Here is a 26,793-nt window from a genome sequence, read left to right on the forward strand (position 1 = left end):
CTATGCTGGGGCGGTGCTGATCCTCGCCGCGACCCCCATCGGTAACCTGGGCGACGCGACGGGGCGGCTGCGCACCGCCCTCGAGGAGGCGACGATCGTCGCCGCCGAGGACACCCGGACGACGCAGCGCCTGCTGCAGGCGCTCGGGATCGCCAACCGCCCCCGCCTGGTGGCCCTGCACGACCACAACGAGAAGCAGCGCGCCGCGGAACTCGTCGCGCTCGCCGCCGACGAGGACGTCCTGCTGCTCAGCGACGCCGGCATGCCGACGGTCAGCGACCCCGGGTACGCGGTCGTGGCCGCGGCGGTCGAGCAGGGCGTCGACGTGACGGCCCTCCCAGGTCCCAGCGCGGTCATCACGGCGCTCGCCCTCGCAGGGCTGCCGACCGACCGGTTCACGTTCGAGGGGTTCGCCCCGCGCAAGGCGGGGGAGCGGCGGACGGTCTTCGGTGCGCTCGCCTCCGAGGCCCGCACGATGGTCTTCTTCGAGGCGCCGTCCCGCCTGGCCGACACGCTCGCCGCGATGGCGGAGGCGTTCGGCGCGGACCGTCGCGCCGCCGTCTGCCGCGAGCTGACGAAGCTGCACGAGGAGGTCGTCCGCGGCCCGCTCGGCGAGCTGGCGGAGTGGGCCGCCGCGGGCGTCCGCGGCGAGATCGTCGTCGTCGTCGAGGGGGCGAGCGTCCGCGCCGTCAGCGAGGACGACGCACTCGCCCAGGTGCAGGCCCTCGTGGCCTCCGGCATCCGCTTGAAGGATGCCGCCGGCGAGGTCTCGCGCGAGACGGGACTTCCCTCGCGAGACCTCTACCGGGCCGCCGTCGCGGCGAAGAAGCCGCTCAGCCCTTGACGGACCCGGCGGTCAGCCCGCCGACGATGTAGCGCTGCAGCGACAGGAACAGGGCGAGCACCGGCACCGAGGCGAGGATCGCCCCCGCGGCGAACAGTCCCCAGTTGCTGGCGAGCTGGTTCGACACCCACTGGAACATGCCGACGGCGAGTGTCCAGTTGTCCTCCGAGACGAGCACGATCTTCGCGATGATGTAGTCGCCGAACGCCGCGATGAAGGCGAGGAGCCCCACGACCGCGAGGATCGGGGTCACCAGCGGCATGATGAGGCGCCAGAAGATCTGCGCATGCGTCGCGCCGTCGATTTTCGCCGACTCGTCGATCTCCATCGGGATCGTGTTGAAGAACCCGTACATGAGGAACGTGTTCACGCCCAGCGCGCCGCCGAGGTAGACGCAGATGAGAGAGAGCTTGGAGTTGAGCCCGAGCACCGGGAACACCTCGCCGAGGGTCAGCAGCATGAGGAAGATCGCGACGAACGCGAGCGCCTGCGGGAACATCTGCACGATGAGGAGCGCCGTCAGGCTCACCCGCCGCCCCGCGAAGCGGAACCGCGAGAACGCGTACGCCGCCGCCGCGCCCATGAGGACGGCTCCCGCCGCGGACGCGCCGCCGACCAGCAGGGTGTTGCCGTACCAGGCCCAGTAGCTCGTGCCGCCGAGCGCCGTGTAGTTGCCGATGTCGACGACCGAGAAGAGCGCGTTGGCCGCCGAGAGGGTGCCGTTCGGGTTGAACGACGCCGACAGGACGTAGACGAGCGGGAACATCGCGTAGAAGAGGATGCCGGCGGCCACGAGGTACTTCCAGCCGACCTCGAGCACCCAGCGCTTGCGCTGACCGGGGCGCCGCGCGGCGGGACGGGCGGAGCGAGCGGACCCGGTCGTGATCGCCGCGGTGGTGGCGGCGGTGGAGGGAGCGGACATCACTGGTACTCCTCGAGCTTCTTGGTCTGACGGAACGCGAGGGCCGACACGACGCCCACGACGAGGAACACGAGGATCGACAGGGCGCTCGCGAGGCCGTAGTCGGCCGCGCCGCCGGAGACTCCGGAGATGTCGTAGATCGCGGAGATGAGGATGTCGGTGTAGCCGAGTGCGTACGGTGCGCCGGGGATCGCCGGCCCACCGTTGTTGAACATGTAGATGATCGTGAAGTTGTTGAAACTGAACGCGAAGGACGAGATCAGCAGCGGCGCCGTCGAGACGAGCACGAGCGGCAGGATGATCGCGCGCAGCTGGCGGAACCGGCCGGCGCCGTCGATCGAGGCGGCTTCGAGCGCGTCCTGCGGCAGCGCCTGCAGCGCACCCGTGCACACCAGGAAGTAGTACGGGTAGGTCAGCCACACGTTGACGAAGAGCACGGCGGCGCGGGCGAGCCACGGGTCGCCGAGCCAGTCGATGTTCTGGCCGCCGAAGAAGAACTCGTTGATGACGCCGAACTCCGCGTTGAACATGCCGCGGAACAGCAGCGCGGACATGAAGGCGGGGAACGCGTACGGGAGGATGAACAGCGTCCGCAGGACCTTCCGCCCCCGCACCCGCGGATCGTTGAAGATCAGGGCGAAGACGAGGCCCATCGCGAACGGGATGAGCACCGACAGGACCGCCCAGGCGAAGGTCCACCCCGTCACGAGGCCGAGGGGTTCCAGGATCGCCGGGTTGGTGAACAGCTCGACGAAGTTCGCGAACCCGACGTTCACGACCCACCCGGTCGGGAGGGCGGTCCCGTCGTCGGCGACGAAGTTGCCGGTGGGGGTCGCGTGGTAGACGAGGCCGGTCGCGCTGTCGGTGATGGTCTGCGCCCCGGCATCCCACGTCATCGTCGACAGGTACACCGCGCCGCTCGACCCGTCGCGGGTGCGGATCGACCCGTCGTTCGGGTCGTCCGACACGGGGACGCGGAGGTCGACGACCGCCTGCTGCGTCGCCTGGTCGCCGATGATCTGGTTGCGCGGGACGACGTTCCATCCGGGCACCTGGGTCGCGGCGCCGGAGGCGGGGGCGGGACCGACCGCGCTGAGCGGCTCGTCGGCGGAGCCCGCCAGGATCTCGCCGTCCTCGACGACGGCGAAGCCGAGCTCGCCGCCGCGCTCGACGACGGTGAGGGGGAGGGTGGGCGCGCCCTCGACGCGGCGCTCGCCCTGGGCGAGGGAGGCGGCGACCGCCTGCTCCTGCGAGCCGATGTGGCCCGCGCCGTAGTTCGTGAAGGCGATGTAGCCGGTGTACAGGAAGATGAAGACCTGGAACACGAGCAGGAACGACAGTCCCGGGAGCAGGTACTTCAGCGGCAGCGCGCGCTTGGTGAAGTACACGACGTCGGCGGCGAGCAGCAGCGCGACCGCGACGCCGAACACGATCCAGGACTCCGCCTGGAACGCGGCGATGATGCCGAGCAGGCCCACCGCGTTGATGAGGCCCATCAGGACCAGCTTGACCAGGAAGCCCCAGCCGGGACCGGACCAGCGCCGGGCGTGCGACTCGGCGGGCGCGGGCGCCTCTTCCGGTGGGGCGGGGCTCTGCAGAGCCGTCATGTCGTCTCCCTCTCGAGGAAAGTGGTGCCCGGGGGCGGGGGTGATGCGCCCCGCCCCCGGACGGATGTCAGCCGATCGTCGCCTCGAGGTCGGAGACCATCTTGGTCCACGTCCCCGCGGGGTCGGCGCCCTTGATGATCTGCACCTGGGCGGCGTTCCACAGGTCCCAGACCGAACCCATCTGCGGGATGTTCGGCATGGGGACGCCGTTCTGCGACGACGCGACGAAGCCGGCGATCACGGGGTCGGAGGAGACCTCCTCGGCGAGCTCGGACCACGCCGGGATGCGCGGGTCGGCCTCGTAGAGGGCCTTCTGCGCGTCGTAGGTGGCGAGGTACTTCGTCAGGAACTCCTGCGCGACGAGGGCGTTCTTGCTCTCGGCGGAGATGTAGAAGCCCTGCACGCCCACGAACGGCGATGCGGTCTCGCCGCCGGCCGAGGGGATCGGGTTGACCTTGATCTTCGCGCCCTGCGCGGTCAGCGTCTCGACGGCCCAGGGACCCTGGATCGTGTACGCGGCCTTGCCGGAGGCGAAGAGCTCGTTGTTGGTGTCGTAGTCGATCGTGGTCGAGATCTCGCCCGAGCCCTTCTCGCCGTGCTCGCCCAGCCAGGTCGCGAACGCCGTGCCGGCCTCGCCGCCCATGCCGACCTCGCTCGTGTACGAGCCCGAGTCGTCCTGGACGAACACGGGCGCACCGAACGAGGTCTGCAGGCCGTACATCGTGTAGGCGTCACCGGTCTGGCCCGCCGTGTTGATGACGAACGGACGCTCGGCACCCGACTCGGTGCCCGCGGCGATCATGTCGTCGAAGGTCGCGGGGGCGTCCTCACCGACGAGGTCGGTGTTCTGGATCAGCGCGATCGTCTCGAGCGAGTACGGCAGTGCGTAGGTCTGACCGTCGTAGGTGAACGCGTCGGTGGCGACCTTCTCGAAGTTCGCCGCGGACTCGCCGAGGTCGACCGTCGAGACGACACCGGCCTGGACGAGGCTTCCCAGCCAGTCGTGCGCGCCGATCGTGATGTCGGGGCCCTCGCCGGTGGGGACCTGGTTGGTGAAGTCGTTGCGGATGTCCTCGAAGTTCTTCTGGACGAGTTCGATCTTCGCGCCGGTCTCGTCCTCGAACGTCTTCGCCGCCGCCTCGATCGCCGGCTTGCGGTTCTCGTCGGTCCAGACGGTGAGGGTGACACCGCTCGCGTCGATCGGGGCCTCCGACTCCGCGGGAGCCGGGGCGGTGCCGGTGCTGCTCGCGCAGCCGGCCAGCAGGAGGGAGCCCGCCGCCAGTGCGGCGAGGCCGATACCCATCTTGCGCATGGATCTTCCTTCCGGATGTGGTCGATCCGGCGGGCCTCTGGCGAGGTCGCGCCGTCACGACCGGTGTGTGATCGCCGCAGCCGGGTGGCCGCGACGGGTTTTCTCTCAGTGCGTTCGACGGTGTCCCGTCGCGGGGTGATCGGTCATCGATCGCCCCGAGGAGCTGTGTGCGCCACACGGACGACGGCGACGTCGCCCCCGGGGAGCACCAGCGTGTCCCGGATCTCGGCCTGCGTGAGCAGGTCGGTTCCGGAGGTCGTGAGCGACACCTCGTCGGTGCCGTGGTTGATGGCGACGAGGTAGTCCGCCGCGTCGCCGCGACGGAGGATCGTCTCGACGCCGTCGGGCGTGCCGGGGACCGCGATGCCGGCGTCGGCGTAGACCTCGCGCATGATGGCGCGGAGGCCCTCGGCATCCGGTCGTGTGCTGATGTACCAGCCGACGCCCTCGCCGTGCCCGTGGCGGGTGACCGCCGGGCGTCCCCCGGCGGGTCCGTCGGTGTAGACGGCGCGGACCTCGGCGGTGGTGACGACGAGGTCCTCCTGCCAGACGTCGGCCGCGAAGTCCTCGTCCCCGAAGCGGATGCCGGCGACGTCGCGGTGGCGCAGCGGCAGGTGCTCCTCGACGCGCACGCCGAGGGCGTCCTGCAGCACCGCGCCGTACCCGCCCGGGTGGACGGCGTCGTTCTCGTCGACGACGGCCGAGAAGAACGAGACGACGAGCGTGCCGCCCTGCGCGACGTAGGCGGTGAGGTTCGCGGCATCCGCGGCGGTCAAGAGGTACTGCGAGGGCACGACGACCATGCGGTAGCGCGAGAGGTCGTGACCGGGGAGGGCGAAGTCGACCGTGAGGTCGTCGCGCCACAGCCGCTCGTAGAAGGCACGGATGCGTTCGTCGTGGCTGACGTCCTCGGACGGGCGCCACTCGAGGTCCTGCGCCCAGAACGACTCGAAGTCCCAGAGGACTGCGACGTCGGCCTCGACCCGCGACCCCTGCACCTCGGCGAGACGCCCCAGCTTCGCGCCGAGGTCGACGACCTCGCGGAAGACGCGGGACTCGACGCCGGCGTGGGGGAGCATCGCGGAGTGGAACTTCTCGGCGCCCGAACGTCCCGCGCGCCATTGGAAGAAGAGGATGCCGTCGGCCCCCCGGCCGAAATGGCTCAGCGAGTTGCGGGCCATCTCGCCGGGACGCTTCGCGACGTTCCGCGGCTGCCAGTTGACGGCCGACGTCGAGTGCTCCATGAGGATCCAGGGCTTCCCGCCCCCGACCGAGCGGGACAGGTCCGCGGCGATCGCGAGTCCGATCTCGCCCTCCTCATCGGCGGCCCACAGGTAGTGGTCGTCCGAGACGATGTCGACCTCGTCGGCCCAGGCCCAGAGGTCGACGCCGTGGTGCTGGTTGGCCATGAAGTTCGTCGTGATGGGCTGCGCCGCGTGCCGGCGGATCGCGTCCTTCTCGATGCGGAAGCACTCGCGCAGCATTGCGTCGGTGTAGCGGGCCCAGTCGAGCTTCTGCGCCGGGTTGATCGTCGAGGGTGCGGTGGCGGGGGCGCCGACGTGGTCCCACTCCTCGTAGTGCTGACCCCAGAAGGCGGTGCCCCAGGCGGCGTTGAGCCCGGCGATCGTGCCGTACTTCTCCTGCAGCCACCGCCGCCAGGTGCGGACGGCGTGCGGGGAGAAGTCCTCGCCCACGGGGACGCCGTACTCGTTGTGGATGTGCCACAGGACGACGGCGGGGTGGTCGCCGTACCGTTCGGCGAGGGCGCCGGCGATGCGGGCGATCGCGGCGCGGTACTCGGGAGCGGAGTGCGAGACCATGCCGCGGGCCCCGAAGCCGAGCGGGACGCCGTCCTTCGTGACGGCGCGGGCGTCCGGGTACTGCGCGAAGAACCAGGCCGGGGGAGAGGCGGTGGGGGTGCCGAGATCGACGGCGATGCCGTTCGCGTGGAGCAGGGCGATGACGTCGTCGAGCCACCCGAAGTCGAACTCGCCCTCGCGGATCTCGAGGAGCCCCCACGAGAAGATCCCGATGCTGACGAGGTTCACGCCCGCCTCGCGCATGAGGCGCACGTCCTCGTCCCAGACCTCGCGCGGCCACTGCTCCGGGTTGTAGTCACCGCCGTAGGCGATGCCCTCCAGTCGCGGCCAGGCGGGGCTCGTCATGCTCGGGTGCCATCCTCATCGATCGGGCGTGTCACGGCGCGGCCTCCGGGGATTGGGGCTGGGACCGGTAACAGGTTCGTTCGGAGTCTATGCGGCCGTCGCGCGCGACCCCGGCCCCGTTACCGAACTGTGACCGGTCCCAGGTCGCGACGGAGCGAGCGCCTCACCGGGTATAGAGTCGGCGCGTGGTCCTCCCCTCCGAGCGCAGACGTCCCACCATCCGCGACGTCGCCGAGGTCGCCGGTGTCTCGCACGGCACCGTCTCCCGGGTCATCAACGGCGGCCGGTGGGTCTCGGAGGCCTCGCGCATCGCGGTCGAGGCGGCGATCCAGGCGACGGGCTACACCGTCAGTCACGCCGCCCGCGCGCTCGCGACGGGCCGGGCGAACTCCGTCGCGTTCCTCCTGACCGAGCCTCAGCACCTCCTGTTCGCCGACCCCACCTTCGCCCTGCTGCTGCGCGGAGCGACCGAGGCGCTCGCCGCCCGCGACATGACGCTCGTGCTCCTCATCGCCGAGCACCCCTCGCAGTACGCGAACATCGAGCGCTACGTCCGCGCCGGTCACGTCGACGGCGTCCTGCTCATCTCCTCGCACGAGTCCAACCCGCTGCTGGCCGCCCTCACGAGCGCGGGCGTGCCCACCGTCTGCTCCGGCGTGCCCCTCGGCGACCGTGCGCACGTCCCGACCGTCTCGGTCGACGAGGAGGCCTCCGCGCGGGCGATGACCCGGCACCTGCTCGACCGCGGGTACGAGCGGATCGCGATCATCACCGGCCCCGACGACACCCCCGGCGGACGCTACCGCCTCATCGGGTTCCGCGACGAGATGGGGGAGCGGTTCGACTCCGCGCTCGTCGAGCAGGACGTGTACTCCAGCGACGCCGGGGAGGCCGCCATGACGCGTCTGCTCCAGCGCGCCCCCGACATCGATGCGGTCTTCGCGGCATCCGACGTCATGGCCGTCGGCGCGATCGCCGCCTTGCGCAAGGCGGGCCGGCGTGTCCCCGACGACGTCGCGGTCGCGGGCTTCGACGACTCGGGGCTCGCGGCGACCACCGATCCGCCCCTCACGACGATGCGCCAGCCGTGGACGGAGATCTCGCGCCGGATGGTCGAGGTGCTGCTCGAGGTCATCGACGGCGGCGCGGGGGAGTCGATCGTCCTCCCGACGACCCTCGTGCCGCGCGCCAGTGCCTGAGCGCTCGTCATGATCGGCGGAGGCCCGCCGTGTCGCCCGTAGAATCTCCAGGTGACTTCCGGCGGCTCCTTCTACATCACCACCCCCATCTACTACCCGAGCGATCTGCCCCACATCGGGCACGGGTACACGTCGGTGGCGGTGGACACCCTCGCGCGCTGGCACCGGCAGGCAGGCGATGACACCTGGATGCTGACGGGCACCGACGAGCACGGGCAGAAGATGCTCCGCGCCGCGACGGCCAACGGGGTGACCCCCCAGGAGTGGGTCGACAAGCTCGTCGAGGAGTCGTGGTTCCCGCTGCTGAAGACCCTCGACGTCGCCAACGACGACTTCATCCGCACGACGCAGCCGCGCCACGAGGAGCGCGTCAAGAAATTCGTGCAGGCCCTCTACGACAGCGGCTACATCTACGCGGGCGAGTACGAGGCGCTGTACTGCGTCGGCTGCGAGGAGTTCAAGCCCGAGGCCGAGATCGTCGACGGCACGGGTCCCTTCGAGGGCCTCAAGGTGTGCGCCATCCACTCGAAGCCGTTGGAGCTGCTGCAGGAGAAGAACTACTTCTTCAAGCTCAGCGAGTTCCAGGACCGGCTGCTCGAGCTGTACCGGAGCCAGCCCGACTTCGTGCGTCCCGATTCCGCCCGCAACGAGGTCGTCTCGTTCGTGCGGTCGGGGCTGAAGGACCTCTCCATCTCGCGGTCCGCGTTCGACTGGGGCATCCGGGTGCCGTGGGACGAGTCGCACGTCATCTACGTATGGGTCGACGCGCTCCTGAACTACGCGACGGCCGTCGGCTACGGCGACGACCCGGCGGAGTTCGAGCGGCGGTGGCCGGCTTACCACGTGGTCGGCAAGGACATCCTCCGCTTCCACGCCGTCATCTGGCCCGCCATGCTGATGGCCGCTGGTCTCGAGGTGCCGAAGGGCATCTTCGCCCACGGCTGGCTGCTCGTCGGCGGCGAGAAGATGTCGAAGTCGAAGCTCACCGGCATCGCGCCGACCGAGATCACCGACGTCTTCGGCTCCGACGCGTACCGGTTCTACTTCCTCTCCGCGATCGCGTTCGGACAGGACGGCTCGTTCTCGTGGGAGGACCTCTCGGCGCGCTACCAGGCCGAGCTCGCCAACGGTTTCGGCAACCTCGCCTCGCGCACGATCGCGATGATCGGGCGCTACTTCGACGGTGTCGTGCCCACTCCGGGTGAGCCGACCGAGCTGGACCTCCGGGTGCAGCGGACGGTGGCGGATGCCGCGACCGCCGCCGATGCCGCGATGACCGCCTTCCGCCCCGACGAGGCGATCTCGGCCATCTGGACGATCGTCGACGAGCTCAACGGCTACATCACCGAGAACGAGCCCTGGGCGCTCGCGAAGGACGACGCGAACCGGGAGCGTCTGTCGACCGTGCTCTACACCGCCGCCGAGGGACTGCGCGCGCTCGCCGTGCTGCTCTCGCCGGTCATGCCGCAGTCGACCGCGATCCTCTGGGGTGCGCTCGGCGCTCCGGGCGAGGTGACGGCGCAGCCGCTGCGCGAGGCGGGCACGTGGGGGCAGCTGCCGGCGGGTACCCGCGTCGGCACGCTCGCGCCGCTGTTCCCGCGCGTCGAGCAGAGCGCATGACGGACGACCCGAGCACCTACGTCCGCCAGCGCGAGAAGTCCGCGCGCGACGTCCGGTGGCCGGATGCGCCGGAGCCGCTCCCGGTCGCCGTCTACGACAACCACGCGCACCTCGAGATCGAGGACGGCGACGAGCCGCGCGGCCTGGACGAGCAGCTCGCCCGCGCCGCGGAGGTCGGCGTCGTGGGCGTCGTGCAGGCGGGGGGCGACATCGAGTCCTCGCGCTGGTCGGCGTGGGCTGCGGCATCCCACCCCGCGGTGCTGGCCGCCGTCGCGGTCCACCCGAACGAGGCGCCGGCGTACGCGGCCGCCGGGCGGCTGGACGAGGCGATCGCCGTCATCGACGAGCTCGCCGCGCAGCCGCGCGTGCGGGCGGTCGGCGAGACGGGTCTCGACTTCTTCCGGACCGACGAGGACGGGATCCCCGCCCAGGTCGCGAGCTTCGAGGCGCACATCGACATCGCGAAGCGGCACGGGATCGCGATGCAGATCCACGATCGCGACGCGCACGAGGCCGTCCTCGAGACCCTCGAGCGGGTCGGCGCGCCGGAGCGCACCGTCTTCCACTGCTTCTCGGGCGATGCCGACATGGCCCGGTACTGCGCCGACCGCGGCTACTGGCTGAGCTTCGCCGGGAACGTCACGTTCAAGAACGCGCAGAACCTGCGGGACGCCCTCGCCGTGACCCCGCGCGAGCGGATCCTCGTCGAGACGGATGCGCCCTTCCTCACCCCGACACCGCACCGCGGCCGCCCCAACGCCCCGTACCTCGTGCCGGTGACGGTGCGGTTCCTGGCCGCCGAGCTCGGTATCCCCCTCGAGGAACTGTGCGCACAGCTCGCGCAGAACACGCTCGAGGTCTACGGCGCCTTCACGGACTGAGGCAGGGCGACGGCCATCGGCGGGCGCGTCGTCGACCCCGGCACGAGTTCCCACGGCAGGTCGACCACCCGGGGGCCGTCGTCGAGCAGAGCGCCGGGGAGAGTGTCGAACATCGCCTGGGCCGCGAGGTCGGGACGGATGCAGACGTGCGTCACGCCGAGGCGGCGGTTGACGGCGCAGTCGGTGGAGCAGAGCGCGACGAGCTGCACGTCGCGGGGGATGACGAGGCGCATCTCCTCGAGCTGCAGGTAGACGTCGGGCCCATCCTCGGCTCCGGCGAAGATCGCGTCCGCACCGTCGGCGAGGACGTCGGTGATGAGGCGCGGCAGCGTGCGCCGCGAGGCGTCGACGGCGCGCACCAGCGGCTCCCGGCCGCGGACCGAACTCCAGATCTCGTACGCGGCGCGTCCGATCTCGTCGCGGGGGGCGCCGCCGTCCTCGGTGAGGAACGCGATGCGGCGGGCGCCGGCGCGTTCGAGCTCGTCGAGTCCCGCCCGGACGGCCGCGTCGTACCCGGTGCGGATGCTGAGTCCGCGGGATCCGTCGACGAACTGGTCGTCCGCGACGATCGGGATGCCGCGGGCGATGGCCGCAAGGAGGAGTTCCCGGTTGCCGCGCGCATCGGGCACATAGAGCGCGTCGAGCGTCGTGCCGGCGATGAGGTCGGGGGTCGAGTCGGGGAGGACGGTCACGGTGAACCCGTGGGCCGCGGAGGCCCGGACGAGCGAGGTCAGCTTGCGCGCGCGCTGGAGCTCGCCGCGCCGGTCGTCGTCGGGGTCGTCGCCCATGACGAACCCGACCGTCATCGTCCGTCCGCTGCGCAGCGCCGCGGCGTGGCGGTTGGGGACGTAACCGAGCTCGGCGGCGATGGCCTTGATGCGTTCCCGCGTCTCGGGGCGCATGCTGCCGCGATCGTTGAGCGCCTGGCTGATGGCCGCCGTCGACACGCCTGCGGCGCGCGCGATGTCCTTCAGCGTGACGCTCGCGCTCACGGCTGCTCGCCCTCGTCCGGTGAGGCGCCCTCGCGCGGCCCGGGCAGCACGGTGCGGACCGCCGCGGCCCACTCAGGACCGGCACCCGAGGAGGCGAGGGTGTGGCCGCGTGCGATGAGCTGGTGCAGCAGCACCCCCGAGAAGTGGCGGAGCGCCGTCTCGACCTCGGCCGAGTCGCCGCGCCGTCGTGCGCGGGTGAGTTCCTCGTCCAGCACGCCGTGCACGAACCGGCGGAGGTCGACGACCGAGGGGGACACCTCGTGCACGCGCCGGGCGGCGGCGTGCCGCTTGGCGGCGGCCTGGACGATCTCGCGCGCCTGGCCGACGGTCTCGGCCTCGTCGACGGGGGCGTGCAGTCGGATGGTCTCGAGGTCGAGGAGTTCGACGCCGGGCAGCAGCGCCACCTCGGGGTCGACGTTGCGGGGCAGGCCCAGGTCGATGATCACCTGCGCACGGGTGCTCCCGGCGCGGGCGGTCGCGTGAGAGAAGGCGTCGAGGGCGAAGGTGTCGGTCGTCGCCGTGCAGGTGACGACGATGTCGGCGGCTGCGGCCTCGGCGGCGTAGTCGTCGACGCCGACGTGGACGAGGTGCTCGCGATTGGCGAACTTCTGGCGCCCCGACCGCGAGTGCACGCGGATGTCGGTGGCCCCGACTGCTCGCAGGGCGGCGAGGGCCGCCGCGGCGTAGCGGCCCGTGCCCACGAGGAGGACGCGTGCGGTCGCCCAGTCGACGCGGGGGCTCACGAGGTCGACGGCGAGACGGACGAGCGAACGCCCGGACTCACCGAGCCGCGTCGTGTTCTTGACGGCGCGGGAGGTCTCGGTGGCGCGCTGGAACAGGTGCTCGAGCGGCGCGGTCGTCAGGCCACGGCCGCGCGCGGCCTCGAGGGCGCGTCGCACCTGCCCTGCGATCTCGTCCTCGCCGACGGCGACGGAGTCGAGTCCCGACGCGACCGTGAAGAGGTGGTGGGCGACCTGGTTGCCGTGCGCGAAGTCGACGTTCTCCCGCAGCGACCGGTAGTCCATGTCGGCGGCGCCGGCGATCGCCTCCATCGCGGCATCCATCGCGGGGACGGGGGAGGCGAGGTCGGGTTCCTCGGCGAGGTCGAAGTACGCCTCGAACCGGTTGCAGGTCGCGAGCACGACCGCCCCGCGGACCGACTCGTGGACCGCGGACAGGCGCTCGGCGAGGTCGTCTCCGACCGTCGAGAGCCGCTCGAGGGAATCGAACGGCGTGGAGCGCTGATGCGCGGTCAGGCAGACGAGCACGGTGCGGAGAACCCCCTTGGATCACGATTAGTATATCGATTAACCGATTCGAGGAGTCCATCATTCCCGGCCTCAGCCACCCCCTCATCGCCGCGCGCACCCGCGAGTCCCGTCTCGTCCGGGCGCTGCTGGGCGATCGTCCGCAGACGACCCCCGTCTGGTTCATGCGGCAGGCGGGGCGATCCCTCCCCGAGTACCGCGCGCTCCGCTCGCAGGGCTCGATGATCGACGCGTGCCTCGACCCGGCGCTCGCGAGCGAGATCACGATGCAGCCGGTGCGCCGTCACGGCGTGGACGCGGCGATCTTCTTCAGCGACATCATCGTGCCGCTCGCCCTCATCGGCGTCGACGTCGAGATCGTCGCCGGTCGCGGTCCGGTCTTCTCGCAGCCGCTGCGGACGCCCGCCGACATCGCGCGCACCGTCGCGATCGACCCCGCCCTCGTCACCGAGCGCGGGGAGGTCATCGCGGATGCCGTGGGCCGCACGACCGCGATGCTCGCCGACCTGTCCGAGGAGCGCGGCGAGCCGCTGCCGCTCATCGGGTTCGCCGGCGCGCCGTTCACCCTGGCGGCCTACCTCGTCGAGGGCGGCCCGTCGAAGGACCACCTCGCCGCCCGACGCCTCATCCACGAGGACCCGGCCGCGTGGCAGGACCTGACGATGTGGCTCGCCGAGGTCACCGGCCGCTTCCTCGCCCTCCAGATCGAGGCGGGGGCGAGCGCGGGGCAGCTGTTCGACTCGTGGGCGGGCGGGCTGAACCCCGACGACTACCGCGCGTCGGTGCTCCCGGCATCCGTCGCCGCGCTCGCGCACGCCCGCTCGCTGCCGCTGCCCGAGGGCGTTGACAGGCTGCCGCTCGTGCACTTCGGGGTCGGGACGGGCGAGATCCTCGCCGACATGGCGACCCCCGACATCGATGCGCTCGGCGTCGACTACCGGGTTCCGCTCGACGAGGCGCGTCGCCGCATCGGCCGCGACCTGACGATCCAGGGCAATCTCGACCCCGCACTCCTGTTCGCGCCCGAGCCGGTGCGGACGGCGGGTGTGCACCGCGTGCTCGGGGCCGGTCTCGCCGCCCGCGCGCACGTGTTCAACCTCGGTCACGGCGTGCCGATGGAGGCCGACCCCGACGCCATCTCGGCGGTGGTCCGGACGGTCCACGACTGGCGGGCGCCGTGACCGGAGCCCTCCGCCGTCACGACGTCGTCATCGTCGGCGGCGGTGTCGCCGCGTTGACCATGGCGTGGGAACTGGCCCGCGCCGGTCGCGACGTCGTCGTGCTCGAAGCCGGCGACGCCGTCGGGGGGATGCTGCGCCGCGGCGTCGTCGCGGGAGTCGAGCTCGACCTCGGTGCGGAGTCCTTCGCGACCCGCACGACCGGCGTCGCCGACCTCGCGGCCGACGCGCGGCTGGCCGTGCAGTTCGCCGCGCCCCGGCCCGCCGGGGCGCACGTCGCGTTCCGCCGGGGGATGGGGCGCGTCGGACGCGCACCGCTGCCCCGACGGGCGGTGATCGGGATGCCGGCGGACCCCACGGCGGCCGACGTGACCCGCGTCCTCGGTCGCGCCGGTGCCCGTCATGCGGCGCAGGAGCGCGACCTCCCGCTCGACCCGCGGATGTTCGAGGGGCCCGAGCCGACGCTGGCCGAGCTCGCGACGGCCCGGTTCGGACCGGCCGTCACCGCCCGTCTGGTCGAACCCCTCTGCGCGAGCGTCTACTCGCAGAGCGCGGGAGCGGTCACCCTCTCGGCCCTGAACCCGGCCCTCTGGCAGCGATTCCGCGAGCTCGGGTCGCTGACCGCCGCCGTCGACACCCTCGCGCCGCAGGCCCGTGCGGGCTCCGCTGTGCGCGGCGTCGAAGGTGGCCTGTGGCGCCTCGCCGCCGAGCTCGAGATCGCGGCCCTCCGCGCGGGCGCCGTCATCCGCACCGGTGCGCCCGTCCGCGGGATCCGGCCGACGTCGGCGGGCGCCGAGGTCGTCCTCGACGGCGAGACGCTCACGGCGGGCGAGGTGGTCCTCGCGACCGGCCCCGTGTCCGCCGCGGGCCTGCTCGGCGTCACGGCGCCCGAGGCCGCTCCCGTCCGCCTGGTCGTCGCCGCGGTCGCGTCGGCTGCGCTCGATCGTCACCCGGTCGGGTCCGGTGTCATCGCCGCGCCCGACGTGCCCTCGGCTGCGAAGGCCCTCACCCACGTCGACGCGAAGTGGGAGTGGGCCGCGGCCGCCGTGCCCGCGGGCGTCCACGTCGTCCGGCTGTCCGCCCGGGATGCCGGCGCCGGCGGGCTCGACACCCCCGCCGAGGTCGCGGCGGCCGTCCGCACCCTCACGGGCGTCGCTGTCAACCCCGCTGACGTGCTGGAGGTCGTGCCGGTCTCCTGGTCGGATGCGGTCGTGACGCCGGAGCTGCAGGCCGCCGTCCGCACCGCCGCCGCCTCCCGCGGCATCCGTCTGATCGGGGCGGTCGCCGCCGGTACCGGCCTCGCCTCGGTCATCCCTCACGCTCGCGCCCTCGCGGCGGAACTGCTGTCCCACCCCACCCCCTCCGAAGGAGTACGTCATGTCCGCTGACGATGTGTTAGCCCCCGGCCTCGGCTACACGCTCTTCGCGATCCTCGCCGGCCCCCGTCCGCGCGCCGCCGCCTCCACGGCGGGCATCGACACGCTGCGAGCGGTCGTCGACGCGTTGCCCGCCGCCGAGGTGACCCTCCGCGGGTTCTACGACGTCACCGGGATGCGGGCCGAGGCCGACCTCATGGTGTGGCTGCACGGCGAGGACCCGGCCGCCCTCCAGAAAGCCCTCCGCGAGCTCCGCCGCACCCCCGTGCTCGCGGCCTTCACGAACGTGTGGAGCGCGATGGGCGTGCACCGCGAGGCAGAGTTCAACAAGCGGCACGTCCCCGGCTACCTGCGCGGCGAGCACCCCCGCGGCTGGCTCTGCGTGTACCCGTTCGTCCGCAGCTACGAGTGGTACCTGCTGCCCGAGGACGAGCGCTCGCGCATGCTCGCCGAGCACGGCCGCAAGGGCGCCGCCTTCCGCGACGTCGTGGCGAACACCGTGTCGACGTTCGGCCTGAGCGACTACGAATGGCTGCTGCCGCTCGAGAGCGACGACCCGATCAGCCTCGTCGACATGATGCGCGAGCTGCGGGCGACCGACGCACGGCGTCACGTACGCGAGGAGGTGCCGTTCTACACCGGGCGGCGCGTGGAGATCGACGAACTGGCGGAGGTGCTCTCATGAGCGCGCAGAACATCGGGTCCCCGGGCGCGGAGTTCCGTCCCAAGCCGCCCCGCGCATCGGGAGTGGTCGTCGCCGACGGCTGCGTCATCCCGAACGCGACCGAGGGCACGTGCGCCGGTGAGCCCCACGCCACCGTCCCCGTCGCCTACGACGGCATCCTCCTCCTCGGTTTCGGCGGTCCCGAGGGCCAGGACGACGTGATCCCGTTCCTGCGGAACGTCACGGCGGGTCGCGGCATCCCCGACGAACGCCTCGAGGAGGTCGCGCACCACTACCGCCACTTCGGCGGGGTGTCGCCCATCAACGAGCACAACCGCGAGCTGAAGGCCGCCCTCGACGCCGAGCTCTCCGCACGCGGACTCGACCTGCCGGTCTACTGGGGCAACCGCAACTGGATGCCGTACGTCACCGACGCGATCGACGCGGCCGTCGCGGACGGCCGGCGGAAGCTCCTGGCGATCGCCACGAGCGCGTACAGCTCGTACTCGTCGTGCCGGCAGTACCGCGAGGACCTCGCGGACGCCGTCGAGGCCACCGGACACCAGACCGACGTCCAGATCGACAAGGTGCGCCAGTTCTTCGATCACCCCGGGTTCGTCGCGCCCTTCGTCGACGGCATCCGTGCGGGCATCGCCGAACTCGCCGAGCGCGGGATCACCGACCTCGAGAACGAGGTGGAGATCCTGTTCTCGACGCACTCCATCCCCACCTCCGACGCCGACCGCTCCGGCCCGCCCGAGCGCGGCTTCGGCCCCGGCGGGGCGTACGTCGCGCAGCACCTCGCGGTCGGCGAGGAGGTCGTCTCGCGGCTCGGGTTCCCGGGCGCGTGGCAGCTCGTCTTCCAGAGCCGGTCCGGCCCGCCGCAGGTGCCGTGGCTCGAGCCCGACATCAACGACGCGATGCAGGAGCTGCCGGGCCGTGGCCGCAAGGCCGTGCTCATCGTGCCGCTCGGGTTCGTGAGCGACCACATGGAGGTCATGTGGGACCTCGACACCGAGGCGATGGAGACGGCGGAGGAGCTCGGACTCGTCGCGGTCCGCACCGCGACCCCCAGCACCCACCCCGACTACGTCGCAGGTCTCGTCGACCTCGTCGAGGAGCGCCTGAAGGGCACCCCCGCCGCGGAGCGCCCCGCCGTCACCGACCTCGGTCCCTGGTACGACGTGTGCCGTCCGGGATGCTGCGAGAACAAGCGACTCGGCTTCCAGCCCGCACTGTCGGGTGTGGCGCCGTGAGCGCCCCCCTGCGCCTCGGCACCCGCGCGAGCCTGCTGGCGACGACCCAGTCGCAGCATGTGGCGGATGCCGTGGCCGCGGCATCCGGGCGGGACGTCGAACTCGTCCCCATCACCAGTGAGGGCGACGTCCTCACCGGGCCGCTCGCCCAGATGGGCGGCACCGGCGTGTTCGCGACGGCGCTGCGGGACGCGCTCCTGCGGGACGAGTGCGACTTCCTCGTGCACTCGATGAAGGACCTGCCGACCGCGCCGTACCCCGGCATCGTCGTGGGCGCCGTCCCCGTGCGGGCATCCCAGCGCGACATCCTCCACTCGCGCGACGGCCTCGCCCTCGATGAGCTCCCGGCCGGCGCGCGCGTCGGCACCGGTTCGCCGCGTCGTGTCGCCCAGGTGCGGGCGCGCCGACCCGACCTCGTGGTCGAGGGCATCCGCGGCAACGTCGACAGCCGGCTCCGCAAGGTCGCCGACGGGCAGTACGACGCGATCGTCCTCGCCGAGGCGGGGCTCCGTCGCATCGGCCGCGACAGCGCCATCACCGAGGTGCTCGACTGGCCGACCTCGGCCGCCCAGGGGGCGCTCGCCGTCGAGATCCGCGAAGGCGACACCGTCGTTGCGGACGCCGTCGGCCGCATCGAGCACGCCGACACCGCCCTCGCCGCCCACCTCGAGCGCGCCGTGCTGCGCCGTCTCGAGGCGGGGTGCGCCGCGCCCGTCGCGATCGACGCGGAGCACCACGGCGACGTCGTGACGCTCGTCGCGCACGTCTACGCCGAGGACGGTTCGCGGTCGGTCGCCGCCTCGCGTCGGCTCGACTGGCACGTCGACGTCGACGCGGCCGCGGCGGACGTCGTCGCCGAACTCCTCGAGGGCGGTGCCGCCGACCTCGCCGACCTCGCGGGGACCTCCCGATGACCTCGGGAGGACTCCGCGGTACCCGCGTCCTCGTCCCCCGGGGCGGGGCGTGGGGCGACCGCGTCGCGGCCGACCTGCACGCCCGCGGCGCGGACGCCGTCATCGCACCGCTCATCTCCTCCGCCGCCCCGCGAGACACCGCCGCCCGCGACCGCGCCTTCGCGGCGCTGTCGGCGGGGGCGTACGCCTGGCTGTTCGTCACCAGCGCTGCGAGCGTCGAGCAGCTGCGGCAGCACGGGGTGCGGATCCCCGACACCACCCGGATCGCCGCCGTCGGCAGGGCCACCGCGCGCGCCGTGACCGAGGCCGGGTGGGAGGTCGACTTCGTCCCCGCCGGGGCGTCCTCGGCGGCCGCACTCGCCGCCCAGTGGTGCGCCGACCGGTATCCCGCCGCGACCGGGCGTTCGCTCGTCGTGCGCAGCGACCTCGCCCAGGCCGTCGTCAGCGACGAGCTCGAGGTGCGCGGCTTCGCCGTCGACGTCTGCATCGCCTACCGGACCGTCGGCGTCGACCTCGAACCGGAGGTCGCGGACGCGCTCCGCTCCGGCGGCATCGACGTCGTGCTGCTCACCTCGCTGAGCGTCGGCAGGGAGCTGCGCCGCCAGGTCGGGCGGCTCCCGGCATCCACCCTCGTCGCCTCGATCGGACCGGGGACGTCGCGCGACGCGGCCGTCCTCGGATTCACGGTCGGGCACACCGCACAGACCCAGAGCATCGACGCGCTGATCGCCGAGCTCGACGCCCACCTCCCCGTCAAGGAGTCGTCATGACCTCGTTCCCCACCCGTCGCCTGCGCCGTCTGCGCGGCACGCCGGCGCTGCGCCGCCTCGCCGCCGAGCACCACCTCGTGCCCTCGCAGCTCGTGCTGCCGGTCTTCGTCAAGGAGGGCATCACTGAGGCGCAGCCGATCGCGAGCATGCCGGGGGTGTCGCAGCATCCGCTCGAAGCGATCGCCGACGTCGTCGACGAGGCGGCGGCCGCGGGCCTCGGCGGGATCATGCTCTTCGGCGTCCCCGCCGTCCGCGACGCGGTCGGCAGCGGCGCGACCGACCCGGACGGGATCCTCAACCGCGCGATCGCGGTCGCCGCGCGCGCGGCCGCCGGACGCCTCACCGTGCAGGCCGACCTCTGCCTCGATGAGTTCACGGACCACGGCCACTGCGGGCTGCTCGCCGCGGACGGCTCGGTCGACAACGACGCGACCCTCGAGGTCTACGCCGAGATGGGTGTCGCGCAGGCGCGCGCCGGCGCCGACGTGCTGGGACTGTCGGGGATGATGGACGGCCAGGTGGCCGCGGTCCGCGCGGGATTGGATGCCGCGGGCTTCGCGCACGTCGCGATTCTCGCCTACTCCGCGAAGTACGCCTCGGCGTTCTACGGTCCCTTCCGAGACGCCGTCGAGTCGACCCTCCAGGGCGACCGCCGGACCTACCAGATGGACCCCGCGAACGCGCGCGAAGGTGTCGAGGAGGCGCTCGTCGACATCGCCGAAGGTGCCGACGTCGTCATGGTCAAGCCCGCCATGCCCTACCTCGACGTGCTCGCCCGGGTCTCGGACCGCTCGAACGTGCCGGTGTGGGCGTACCAGGTGTCGGGGGAGTACGCGATGATCGAGCACGCGTCCGCTGCGGGCCTCATCGACCGCGAGCGCGCCATCGGCGAGAGCCTGCTCGGCATCCGCCGCGCCGGTGCCGACGTCATCCTCACTTACTGGGCCGTCGAGGTCGCGCACTGGCTGCGCGCCGGGAAGGAACTCGCATGAGCCGCAATCAGGAGCTGTTCGACCGTGCCCGCGGAGTGATCCCCGGCGGCGTCGATTCGCCGGTCCGGGCCTACGGCTCGGTCGGCGGCACGCCGCGGTTCATGGTGTCGGCGCAGGGCGCCTACGTGACGGATGCCGACGGCCGCGACTACGTCGACCTCGTCGCCAGCTGGGGTCCCGCCCTGCTGGGTCACTCGCACCCTGCCGTGATCGACGCGGTGGTGCAGGCCGCCCAGCGCGGGCTCTCGTTCGGAGCGCCGACGGCGGCCGAGACCGAGCTCGCCGAGGAGATCCGCTCGCGCGTCCCCGCCGCCGAGAAGATCCGGCTCGTCTCGACCGGCACCGAGGCGACGATGACGGCGATCCGTCTCGCCCGCGCCGCCACCGGGCGCGACCTGCTGATCAAGTTCGCCGGGCACTACCACGGGCACTCCGACGGCCTGCTCGCGCAGGCCGGCTCGGGCCTCGCGACCCTCGCCCTGCCAGGGTCCGCGGGCGTGCCTGCGCCCATCGCCGCGCAGACCCTCGTCATCGGCTACAACGACCGCGCCGCCGTCGAAGAGGTGTTCCGCGCGCACGAGGGCCGGATCGCCGCGATCATCACCGAGGCCGCCGGCGCCAACATGGGTGTCGTCCCGCCCGCGCCGGGCTTCACGGCGTTCCTCTCCGAGATCGCGCATCGGAACGGCGCGCTCCTCATCAGTGATGAGGTGCTCACCGGCTTCCGCTCGTCGCGCTCGGGGTACGCGGGCGTGCTGGAGGCGGCGGGGGAGCACGTCGTGCCCGACCTCATCGCCTTCGGCAAGGTCATCGGCGGCGGCCTCCCCGTCGCCGCGGTCGCCGGTCGCGCCGAGATCATGGACCTCCTCGCGCCCACCGGTCCCGTCTACCAGGCGGGCACGCTGTCGGGGAACCCGGTCGCCGTCGCCGCGGGCCTCGCGACCCTCACGCACGCCTACGACGCGGTGTACCGCACGCTCGACGCCGTCGCGCACACCGTCGCGGACGCGGCATCCGCTGCTCTGACGGATGCCGGGGTGCCCCACGTCGTGCAGTGGGCGGGGACCCTCTTCAGCATCTTCTTCGGCGAGTCCGTCGTGAACGGCGTGCCCGACTACGCGACGGCGACGTCGCAGGATGCCGACGCCTACGGTCGCTTCTTCCACGCGATGCTCGAGGGCGGCGTGTCGCTGCCGCCGTCGGCGTTCGAGGCGTGGTTCGTCACGGCCGCGCATGACGACGCCGCGATCAGCCGGATCGTCGAGGCGCTGCCGGCCGCCGCTCGGGCCGCGGCCGGCTGAGGGGCGGGACGGGGCGCCGGTAGGCTGGAACCCATGCCCGTCACCCTCCTCGGAGCCGCCGAGATCCGCGCCCTCGCCGCCGACCTCGACGTCACCCCGACCAAGAAGCTCGGGCAGAACTTCGTCGTCGATGCGAACACGGTGCGCAAGATCGTCACTGCCGCGCGGGTCACCTCCGCCGACCGCGTCGTCGAGGTGGGGCCGGGCCTCGGGTCGCTGACCCTCGCGATCCTCGAGACCGGCGCGCCGGTGACCGCCGTCGAGATCGACCACCGCCTCGCCGAACGCCTGCCCGCCACCGCGGCGGCGCACGGCGTGCCCGACGGTGCGCTCACCGTCGTCGCCGAGGACGCCCTGCGCGTGAGCGAGCTCCCCGGCGACCCCGACGTCCTGGTCGCGAACCTGCCGTACAACGTGAGCGTTCCCGTGCTCCTGCACTTCATGGAGCACTTCCCGACCATTCAGCGCGGCGTCGTCATGGTGCAGGCGGAGGTCGGCGAACGCCTCGCGGCGCCCTCCGGCTCGAAGGTCTACGGCGCCCCGAGCGTCAAGGCCGCCTGGTACGGCACCTGGCGTCTCGCCGGCACCGTCTCGCGTCAGGTGTTCTGGCCGGTCCCCAACGTCGACAGCGTCCTCGTCGGATTCGAGCGCGACACCGATGCCCGCGGCACCGAGGAGGAGCGACTCCGCACCTTCGCCATCGTCGACGCCGCGTTCCAGCAGCGCCGCAAGATGCTCCGTCAGGCGCTCTCCGGCGTCCTCGGTGGTTCCTCCGCGGCGGCCAGCGACGTGCTCGAGCGCGCCGGCGTGGCACCCACCGCGCGCGGCGAGGAACTCACGATCGAGGACTTCGTCCGCATCGCCCGCGCCTGAGCCGGCGGCATCCGGTCGCGAGGTCTTCGCGCGTCGTTCACCGCGCGTTCCCGAAACATGCCGGTAACATTTCGGAGCAAGGCGGGGGTACCCGAGCCTCCGCACCGACGGAAGAAGTGACCATGCGCCGCGCCGAGCATCCGGCCGCCGAACGGATCCTGCTCCACCTCAGTGACACGCACCTGCGCGGTCCCGGCCCCCGCCTGTTCGACAGCGTCGACGGCGAGGCCTCGCTCACCGCCGCCCTCCGGGCCATCGAGTCCAGCGGCATCGCCCCCGACGCCGTCGTCTTCACGGGCGACCTCGTCGACCTCGGCGAGGTCGCGGCATACGACGCGATCCGCGCGCTCGTCGAGCCGTTCGCCGAGCGTCTGGGCGCCCGCCTGCTGTGGGTCATGGGGAACCACGACGACCGGGGCGCGTTCCGTTCCCGACTGCTCGACGACACCCCCGCCGACCCGACGGCGCCCTACGACCGCGTCGACGAGCTCGACGGCCTGCGCATCGTGACGCTCGACACCAGCGTGCCCGGGCACCACCACGGCGAACTGTCCGACGCGCAGCTCCGCTGGCTGCGCAATGTCCTCGCCACTCCGGCACCGCTCGGCACCGTGCTGGCCATGCACCACCCGCCCGTCCCGAGCGTGCTGCCGCTCGCGGCGAGCGTCGAGCTGCGCGACCAGCGCCGCCTCGCCGAGGTCCTCCGCGGCACGGACGTGCGCGCGATCATCGCGGGCCACCTGCACTACTCGACCTTCGCGACCTTCGCGGGCATCCCCGTCTCGGTCGCTTCATCGACGTGTTACGCGCAGGACCTCACGGTTCCTGTCGGCGGCACGCGGCCGCAGGACGGCGCGCAGGCGTACAACATGGTGCACGTCTACGACGACACGGTCGTCCACTCGGTGGTCCCGATCGACGTCTCCGCGCCGCTCGAGTACATCGACCCGGACGAGGCTCAGCGCCGCCTGCGGGAAGCCGGTGTCAGCGGGTCGGTCACGCGTGCAGCTCGACCGGGCGTGCCGGCGCTGCACTGACGGCCGGGTCCTCCCACGGCGCACGGATCGGGAAGAGGCGCTCGAGCAACCCCGTCACGGCCCGCACCCGGACGGGCTCGGGCACCTCGTGGTCGCCGCCGTCGTTGAGGCAGAACATGTCGACGTCGCCGCGCTCGGCGAGCTTCTCCATGCGCCGCAGCGACGCCGCCTGCGTGGTCTGGAAGTACCGCACCCGCGGTGCCGTCGAGGCGATCGCCCGGCCGGTGAACTGCGCGTAGTAGTGGTACAGGCAGTTGGTCACCGAGACGTCGGTCGCGGAACGGAAGCGGGATGCCGCCGTCCGCCGGATCTCCTCGGGGAACTCCCGCTCGAGCTCGAACATGATGCTGCGGCGCAGGGGCGCGGCGCAGTGCTCGAGGTCCCGGACGATCGTGCGGCCGAAGCGCTCCTGCAGCAGTTCGCGGTTCAGGCGCAGCGCGTTGTCGTGCCCGCTGCGGGCGACGCGGCGCGGGCCCGTGCCGATGCGGACATCGCACTCGACGAACGACGAGACGCCGGCGGGGGAGAAGAAGAGCTCCGGGGAGAGCGGCCGCCCGAAGAACATGTCGTCGTTGGAGTAGAGGAAGTGCTCGGACAGGCCCTCGATGCGGTGCAGCTGCGCTTCGACGGCGTGCGAGTTGTGCGTCGGGAGCACGGCGGGGTCCTCGAAGAACTCCTCGCTGCGGACGATCGTCACCTTGGGGTGGTCGAGCAGCCACGCCGGGGCGGGGGAGTCGGTCGCGATGAAGATGCGACGCACCCACGGCGCGTACATGTGGACGCTCCGCAGTGCGTAGCGCAGCTCGTCGACGTGGCGGTAGCGGGCGGGGCCGTCGTCGCCGTCGCCGACGACGTACTCCGAGAGCTGCGCGGCTCGCTGACGCTGGAACTCCGACGACGACCCGTCGACCCAGGAGAACACCATGTCGATCTCGTGCGTGACGTCGCCCGGGTGCGGGTCGAACATCCCGTCCAGGGTCTGCCAGGTGCGCCCGTAGCGCTCCACCGTGGCCGGTTCGACGTCCTCGGCGGCGAACACGCGACGCGTGAGGTCGTTCGCGTGGGGCGCCTCGACGAGCTCCTCGCCGAAGCGCCAGAACTCGACGCGCACGCCGTAGCCGGCGCCGTAGCGCAGCTCGCCGGCGACGCGCGGTCGGAACACCCGCACCGAGGCGGGACCCGAGGCGCGCAGGCGCAGCTCGCCGAACGGCACCGGCGTGCCGCCCTTCGCCTTCGCGTAGAGCGGCTCGGTGACGGCACGGTCCGAGAGCGCGGCGAGGGCGCGAGCCCGGTGGGCGAGGTCGACGACGAGGCCCGGCACGGAGCCCGAGTGACGGATGAGGAGGTGCGGGATGCCGGCATCCGCCAGCGTGTCCGCGATCAGCAGCAGGTCGTCGATGCGCGCCTGCTCGGGGGTGGTGTCGTCATGGCGCAGGTGCAGCATGCCTCCGATGAGGACGATGTCCTCGCGCTCGAGGAGAGCGGTCCAGGAACCACCCTCGGTCGGCAGTGCAGTCAGTCGCGCCATATGTTCTCCCTCTGTGTGCGTCTCCGGTCGGACAAGACTAGGTCTCCGTCGTTTCACCGACGTTTCGGGTGCCCATCGTCGATAGCCTGGGGGGATGACCGACTACGCGGACCGCTTCCCTCCGTCGCGCAACGGCGACACCCACCGCCCCTATCAGGCGGCATCCTCCCGCTACGATGCGGGGGCGTTCCGCCAGGTCGGCTCGAGCGGCCTGTATCTGCCGGCGATCTCGCTGGGACTGTGGTGGAACTTCGGGGACAACATCCCCTTCGACAACCAGCGTACTCTGCTTCGCCACGCCTTCGATCGGGGCGTCACCCACTTCGACCTGGCGAACAACTACGGCCCGCCGTTCGGGTCCGCCGAGACGAATTTCGGGCGCATGATGCGCGAGGACTTCGCGCCCTACCGTGACGAGATCCTCATCTCGTCGAAGGCCGGATACGACATGTGGCCGGGCCCCTACGGCAACAACGGCTCGCGGAAGTACCTCATCGCGAGCGCCGAGCAGTCGCTGAAGCGGATGAGCGTCGACTACGTCGACATCTTCTACTCGCACCGCGCCGACCCGGTGACCCCCATCGAGGAGACGATCGGTGCCCTCGACACCCTCGTCCGGCAGGGCAAGGCGCTCTACGTCGGGATCTCGTCGTACAGCGCCGAGCGCACCGAGGAGGCGGTGGCCATCGCGAAGGACCTCGGTACGCCGCTGGTCATCCACCAGCCCTCGTACTCGATCCTGAACCGTTGGGTCGAGGACGGTCTGACCGACTCGCTGCGCGCCGCCGGCATGGGCGCGATCGCGTTCACGCCGCTCGCGCAGGGCCTGCTGACCGACAAGTACCTCGGCGACGGCACGGCCGACCGGGCGCAGAGCCGATTCTCGCTGCCCGACGGGCAGCTCAACCAGAAGGCGCTCGACACCCTGCGCGGGCTCAACGACATCGCTCAGCAGCGCGGCCAGACGCTCGCGCAGATGGCGATCCAGTGGATCCTCCGCGACGATGTCGTGACGTCGGCGCTCATCGGAGCCTCGCGGCCCGAGCAGCTGGATCAGAACCTCGCCGCGACCGAGGGCGCCCCGTTCGACGACGACGAGCTCGCTCGTATCGACGCGCTCTCGGGTGCGATCGACGTCGACCTGTGGGCCGACTCGGCGAACGCGTGAGCCTGAGCATCGACCCGGCCCGGCGCGTGCACGTGCGCGCGCCGGGCAAGCTCAACCTCTTCTTCGACGTGGGAGCCGTCGGCGACGACGGCTACCACGAGGTCGCATCGGTCTACCAGGCGGTGTCGCTGTTCGAGGACCTCTGGGCCTCGCATGACGACGGCTTCCACCTCACCGTGACCGGCGACGTCGACGTGTCGGGCGTCCCGCTCGACGAGCGCAACCTCGCGCTCCGTGCGGCGCGCGCCGTGACCGAGGCGGTCGGCTGGGAGGGCGGCATCCGTCTGCATATCCACAAGGGCGTCCCGGTGGCGGGCGGCATGGGCGGAGGGTCGGCGGATGCCGCCGCCGCCCTCGTCGCCGTCAACGAGCTGATCGACGCCGGCCTGTCGACCGCCGAGCTCCACGCGCTCGGCGCGCGACTCGGCGCGGACGTGCCTTTCGCGCTGCTGGGCGGCACCGCCGTCGGCACCGGGCGCGGCGACGAGCTCGCCCCGGCGCTCGGCCGCGGCCGCTTCGCATGGGTGCTCGTCACCGACGGCGACGGGCTCTCGACCCCCGAGGTCTACGGCACCCTCGACCGGCTGCGCGAGACGGCCGATATCCGTCCCGGCCGCCTCATGCCGGAGGTCGATCCCGCGGTGCTGCGCGCCCTGCGGTCGGGGGATGCCGCGGCCCTGGCCGCCGCGATCCGCAACGACCTCCAGCTGGCAGCCGTCCACCTGCGTCCGGCTCTCGCCGACGTGCTCGACGCGGGTCTGGCCGCCGGGGCCCTGGGCGGACTCGTGTCGGGATCGGGCCCGACGGTCGCGTTCCTCGCGGCCGACGACGCGCACGCGGACGGGATCGCGGCCCGTCTGGCCGAGCAGGGGCACACCTCCCACGCGGTCACGGGACCGGTCGCCGGCACGCGGATCCTCTGACGC

23 protein-coding genes are annotated in these 26,793 nt (G+C 72.2%); 16 read left to right on the forward strand and 7 right to left on the reverse strand.

The features are described from left to right. The first annotated feature begins 13 nt into the window (after positions 1-13). Positions 14-844 carry a 16S rRNA (cytidine(1402)-2'-O)-methyltransferase gene (rsmI, locus tag AYL44_RS02665; protein ID WP_064001703.1) on the forward strand — a complete coding sequence of 277 codons (831 nt, stop codon included), beginning with the start codon at positions 14-16 and terminating at the stop codon, positions 842-844. On the opposite strand, the gene AYL44_RS02670 is transcribed toward rsmI, so the two are convergent. From AYL44_RS02670 to AYL44_RS02685, 4 genes are all read right to left on the reverse strand, one after another. Next, complete coding sequence (locus tag AYL44_RS02670; protein ID WP_064001704.1) at positions 834-1,766, reverse strand: sugar ABC transporter permease; 933 nt, start codon at positions 1,764-1,766, stop codon at positions 834-836. The genes rsmI and AYL44_RS02670 overlap by 11 nt on opposite strands. Continuing rightward, a complete protein-coding gene (locus tag AYL44_RS02675; RefSeq protein ID WP_064001705.1) occupies positions 1,766-3,373 on the reverse strand; it encodes an ABC transporter permease subunit in 1,608 nt (535 codons plus the stop codon). The genes AYL44_RS02670 and AYL44_RS02675 overlap by 1 nt, the downstream gene beginning before the upstream one ends. Positions 3,374-3,440: 67 nt before the next feature. After that, positions 3,441-4,685 (reverse strand): sugar ABC transporter substrate-binding protein, encoded by a 1,245-nt coding sequence (locus AYL44_RS02680; RefSeq protein ID WP_064001706.1) that lies wholly within the window; start codon positions 4,683-4,685, stop codon positions 3,441-3,443. Between the two features lie 143 nt (positions 4,686-4,828). After that, positions 4,829-6,850: a beta-galactosidase gene (locus AYL44_RS02685; protein WP_064001707.1), complete on the reverse strand. Its 2,022-nt coding sequence runs from the start codon at positions 6,848-6,850 to the stop codon at positions 4,829-4,831. 185 nt (positions 6,851-7,035) lie between these two features. On the opposite strand from AYL44_RS02685, the gene AYL44_RS02690 reads away from it, so the two are divergent. The 3 genes from AYL44_RS02690 to AYL44_RS02700 are packed head-to-tail and all read left to right on the forward strand — an operon-like array spanning position 7,036 to position 10,550. Further along, the gene (locus AYL44_RS02690) at positions 7,036-8,049 is read left to right on the forward strand and encodes a LacI family DNA-binding transcriptional regulator (RefSeq protein ID WP_064001708.1); all 1,014 of its coding nucleotides are present in this window, start codon (positions 7,036-7,038) and stop codon (positions 8,047-8,049) included. Positions 8,050-8,100: 51 nt separating this feature from the next. Continuing rightward, positions 8,101-9,669: a methionine--tRNA ligase gene (metG, locus tag AYL44_RS02695; RefSeq protein ID WP_064001709.1), complete on the forward strand. Its 1,569-nt coding sequence runs from the start codon at positions 8,101-8,103 to the stop codon at positions 9,667-9,669. Further along, the gene (locus tag AYL44_RS02700) at positions 9,666-10,550 is read left to right on the forward strand and encodes a TatD family hydrolase (RefSeq protein ID WP_064001710.1); all 885 of its coding nucleotides are present in this window, start codon (positions 9,666-9,668) and stop codon (positions 10,548-10,550) included. The genes metG and AYL44_RS02700 overlap by 4 nt, the downstream gene beginning before the upstream one ends. On the opposite strand, the gene AYL44_RS02705 is transcribed toward AYL44_RS02700, so the two are convergent. Both AYL44_RS02705 and AYL44_RS02710 read right to left on the reverse strand, forming a co-directional pair. Beyond that, positions 10,529-11,542, reverse strand: a complete 1,014-nt coding sequence (locus AYL44_RS02705; protein WP_064001711.1) for a LacI family DNA-binding transcriptional regulator — start codon at positions 11,540-11,542, stop codon at positions 10,529-10,531. The genes AYL44_RS02700 and AYL44_RS02705 overlap by 22 nt on opposite strands. Continuing rightward, positions 11,539-12,810, reverse strand: coding sequence for a glutamyl-tRNA reductase (locus tag AYL44_RS02710; protein WP_064001712.1), 1,272 nt, complete (start codon positions 12,808-12,810; stop codon positions 11,539-11,541). The genes AYL44_RS02705 and AYL44_RS02710 overlap by 4 nt, the downstream gene beginning before the upstream one ends. Positions 12,811-12,869: 59 nt before the next feature. Here AYL44_RS02710 and hemE point away from each other — a divergent pair, with 59 nt between their 5' ends. The 10 genes from hemE (at position 12,870) to AYL44_RS02760 (ending at position 23,171) form a co-directional block, all read left to right on the forward strand. Beyond that, the gene (hemE, locus tag AYL44_RS02715) at positions 12,870-13,991 is read left to right on the forward strand and encodes a uroporphyrinogen decarboxylase (RefSeq protein ID WP_419865912.1); all 1,122 of its coding nucleotides are present in this window, start codon (positions 12,870-12,872) and stop codon (positions 13,989-13,991) included. Continuing rightward, positions 13,988-15,376: a protoporphyrinogen/coproporphyrinogen oxidase gene (locus AYL44_RS02720; protein ID WP_231872707.1), complete on the forward strand. Its 1,389-nt coding sequence runs from the start codon at positions 13,988-13,990 to the stop codon at positions 15,374-15,376. The genes hemE and AYL44_RS02720 overlap by 4 nt, the downstream gene beginning before the upstream one ends. Then, on the forward strand, positions 15,366-16,049 hold the full coding sequence (hemQ, locus tag AYL44_RS02725; protein ID WP_064001714.1) for a hydrogen peroxide-dependent heme synthase: 684 nt from the start codon (positions 15,366-15,368) through the stop codon (positions 16,047-16,049). The genes AYL44_RS02720 and hemQ overlap by 11 nt, the downstream gene beginning before the upstream one ends. Beyond that, on the forward strand, positions 16,046-17,284 hold the full coding sequence (locus AYL44_RS02730; protein WP_064001715.1) for a ferrochelatase: 1,239 nt from the start codon (positions 16,046-16,048) through the stop codon (positions 17,282-17,284). Before hemQ ends, AYL44_RS02730 begins: the two co-directional genes overlap by 4 nt. Next, positions 17,281-18,198, forward strand: coding sequence for a hydroxymethylbilane synthase (gene hemC, locus AYL44_RS02735; RefSeq protein WP_064001716.1), 918 nt, complete (start codon positions 17,281-17,283; stop codon positions 18,196-18,198). The genes AYL44_RS02730 and hemC overlap by 4 nt, the downstream gene beginning before the upstream one ends. Beyond that, positions 18,195-18,968 (forward strand): uroporphyrinogen-III synthase, encoded by a 774-nt coding sequence (locus AYL44_RS02740; RefSeq protein WP_064001717.1) that lies wholly within the window; start codon positions 18,195-18,197, stop codon positions 18,966-18,968. The genes hemC and AYL44_RS02740 overlap by 4 nt, the downstream gene beginning before the upstream one ends. Further along, complete coding sequence (gene hemB / locus AYL44_RS02745; protein WP_064001718.1) at positions 18,965-19,960, forward strand: porphobilinogen synthase; 996 nt, start codon at positions 18,965-18,967, stop codon at positions 19,958-19,960. Before AYL44_RS02740 ends, hemB begins: the two co-directional genes overlap by 4 nt. Further along, positions 19,957-21,261, forward strand: a complete 1,305-nt coding sequence (gene hemL / locus AYL44_RS02750) for a glutamate-1-semialdehyde 2,1-aminomutase (protein WP_064001719.1) — start codon at positions 19,957-19,959, stop codon at positions 21,259-21,261. Before hemB ends, hemL begins: the two co-directional genes overlap by 4 nt. Positions 21,262-21,294: 33 nt before the next feature. Next, positions 21,295-22,134, forward strand: a complete 840-nt coding sequence (gene rsmA, locus AYL44_RS02755; RefSeq protein ID WP_064001720.1) for a 16S rRNA (adenine(1518)-N(6)/adenine(1519)-N(6))-dimethyltransferase RsmA — start codon at positions 21,295-21,297, stop codon at positions 22,132-22,134. 122 nt (positions 22,135-22,256) lie between these two features. After that, entirely contained in the window at positions 22,257-23,171 is a 915-nt protein-coding gene (locus AYL44_RS02760) for a phosphodiesterase (RefSeq protein ID WP_064002443.1), read from the forward strand. Here the strand turns inward: AYL44_RS02760 and AYL44_RS02765 are convergent. Next, on the reverse strand, positions 23,131-24,699 hold the full coding sequence (locus AYL44_RS02765; RefSeq protein ID WP_064001721.1) for a stealth conserved region 3 domain-containing protein: 1,569 nt from the start codon (positions 24,697-24,699) through the stop codon (positions 23,131-23,133). The genes AYL44_RS02760 and AYL44_RS02765 overlap by 41 nt on opposite strands. Before the next feature lie 94 nt (positions 24,700-24,793). Here AYL44_RS02765 and mgrA point away from each other — a divergent pair, with 94 nt between their 5' ends. After that, positions 24,794-25,867, forward strand: coding sequence for an L-glyceraldehyde 3-phosphate reductase (mgrA, locus tag AYL44_RS02770; protein ID WP_064001722.1), 1,074 nt, complete (start codon positions 24,794-24,796; stop codon positions 25,865-25,867). Next, complete coding sequence (locus AYL44_RS02775; protein WP_064002444.1) at positions 25,864-26,790, forward strand: 4-(cytidine 5'-diphospho)-2-C-methyl-D-erythritol kinase; 927 nt, start codon at positions 25,864-25,866, stop codon at positions 26,788-26,790. The genes mgrA and AYL44_RS02775 overlap by 4 nt, the downstream gene beginning before the upstream one ends. Positions 26,791-26,793: the final 3 nt, after the last annotated feature.

The organism is Microbacterium oleivorans, assembly GCF_001644225.1.
GTDB classification, from domain to species: Bacteria; Actinomycetota; Actinomycetes; order Actinomycetales; family Microbacteriaceae; genus Microbacterium; species Microbacterium gawkjiense.

Coding starts and splice junctions, on each gene's coding strand:
- AYL44_RS02670 (WP_064001704.1), bottom strand. CDS start 1,766: ATGTCCGCTCCCTCCACCGCCGCCACCACCGCGGCGATCACGACCGGG.
- AYL44_RS02675 (WP_064001705.1), bottom strand. CDS start 3,373: ATGACGGCTCTGCAGAGCCCCGCCCCACCGGAAGAGGCGCCCGCGCCC.
- AYL44_RS02680 (WP_064001706.1), bottom strand. CDS start 4,685: ATGCGCAAGATGGGTATCGGCCTCGCCGCACTGGCGGCGGGCTCCCTC.
- AYL44_RS02685 (WP_064001707.1), bottom strand. CDS start 6,850: ATGACGAGCCCCGCCTGGCCGCGACTGGAGGGCATCGCCTACGGCGGT.
- AYL44_RS02700 (WP_064001710.1), top strand. CDS start 9,666: ATGACGGACGACCCGAGCACCTACGTCCGCCAGCGCGAGAAGTCCGCG.
- hemQ (WP_064001714.1), top strand. CDS start 15,366: ATGTCCGCTGACGATGTGTTAGCCCCCGGCCTCGGCTACACGCTCTTC.
- AYL44_RS02730 (WP_064001715.1), top strand. CDS start 16,046: ATGAGCGCGCAGAACATCGGGTCCCCGGGCGCGGAGTTCCGTCCCAAG.
- AYL44_RS02740 (WP_064001717.1), top strand. CDS start 18,195: ATGACCTCGGGAGGACTCCGCGGTACCCGCGTCCTCGTCCCCCGGGGC.
- hemB (WP_064001718.1), top strand. CDS start 18,965: ATGACCTCGTTCCCCACCCGTCGCCTGCGCCGTCTGCGCGGCACGCCG.
- hemL (WP_064001719.1), top strand. CDS start 19,957: ATGAGCCGCAATCAGGAGCTGTTCGACCGTGCCCGCGGAGTGATCCCC.
- rsmA (WP_064001720.1), top strand. CDS start 21,295: ATGCCCGTCACCCTCCTCGGAGCCGCCGAGATCCGCGCCCTCGCCGCC.
- AYL44_RS02760 (WP_064002443.1), top strand. CDS start 22,257: ATGCGCCGCGCCGAGCATCCGGCCGCCGAACGGATCCTGCTCCACCTC.
- AYL44_RS02765 (WP_064001721.1), bottom strand. CDS start 24,699: ATGGCGCGACTGACTGCACTGCCGACCGAGGGTGGTTCCTGGACCGCT.
- mgrA (WP_064001722.1), top strand. CDS start 24,794: ATGACCGACTACGCGGACCGCTTCCCTCCGTCGCGCAACGGCGACACC.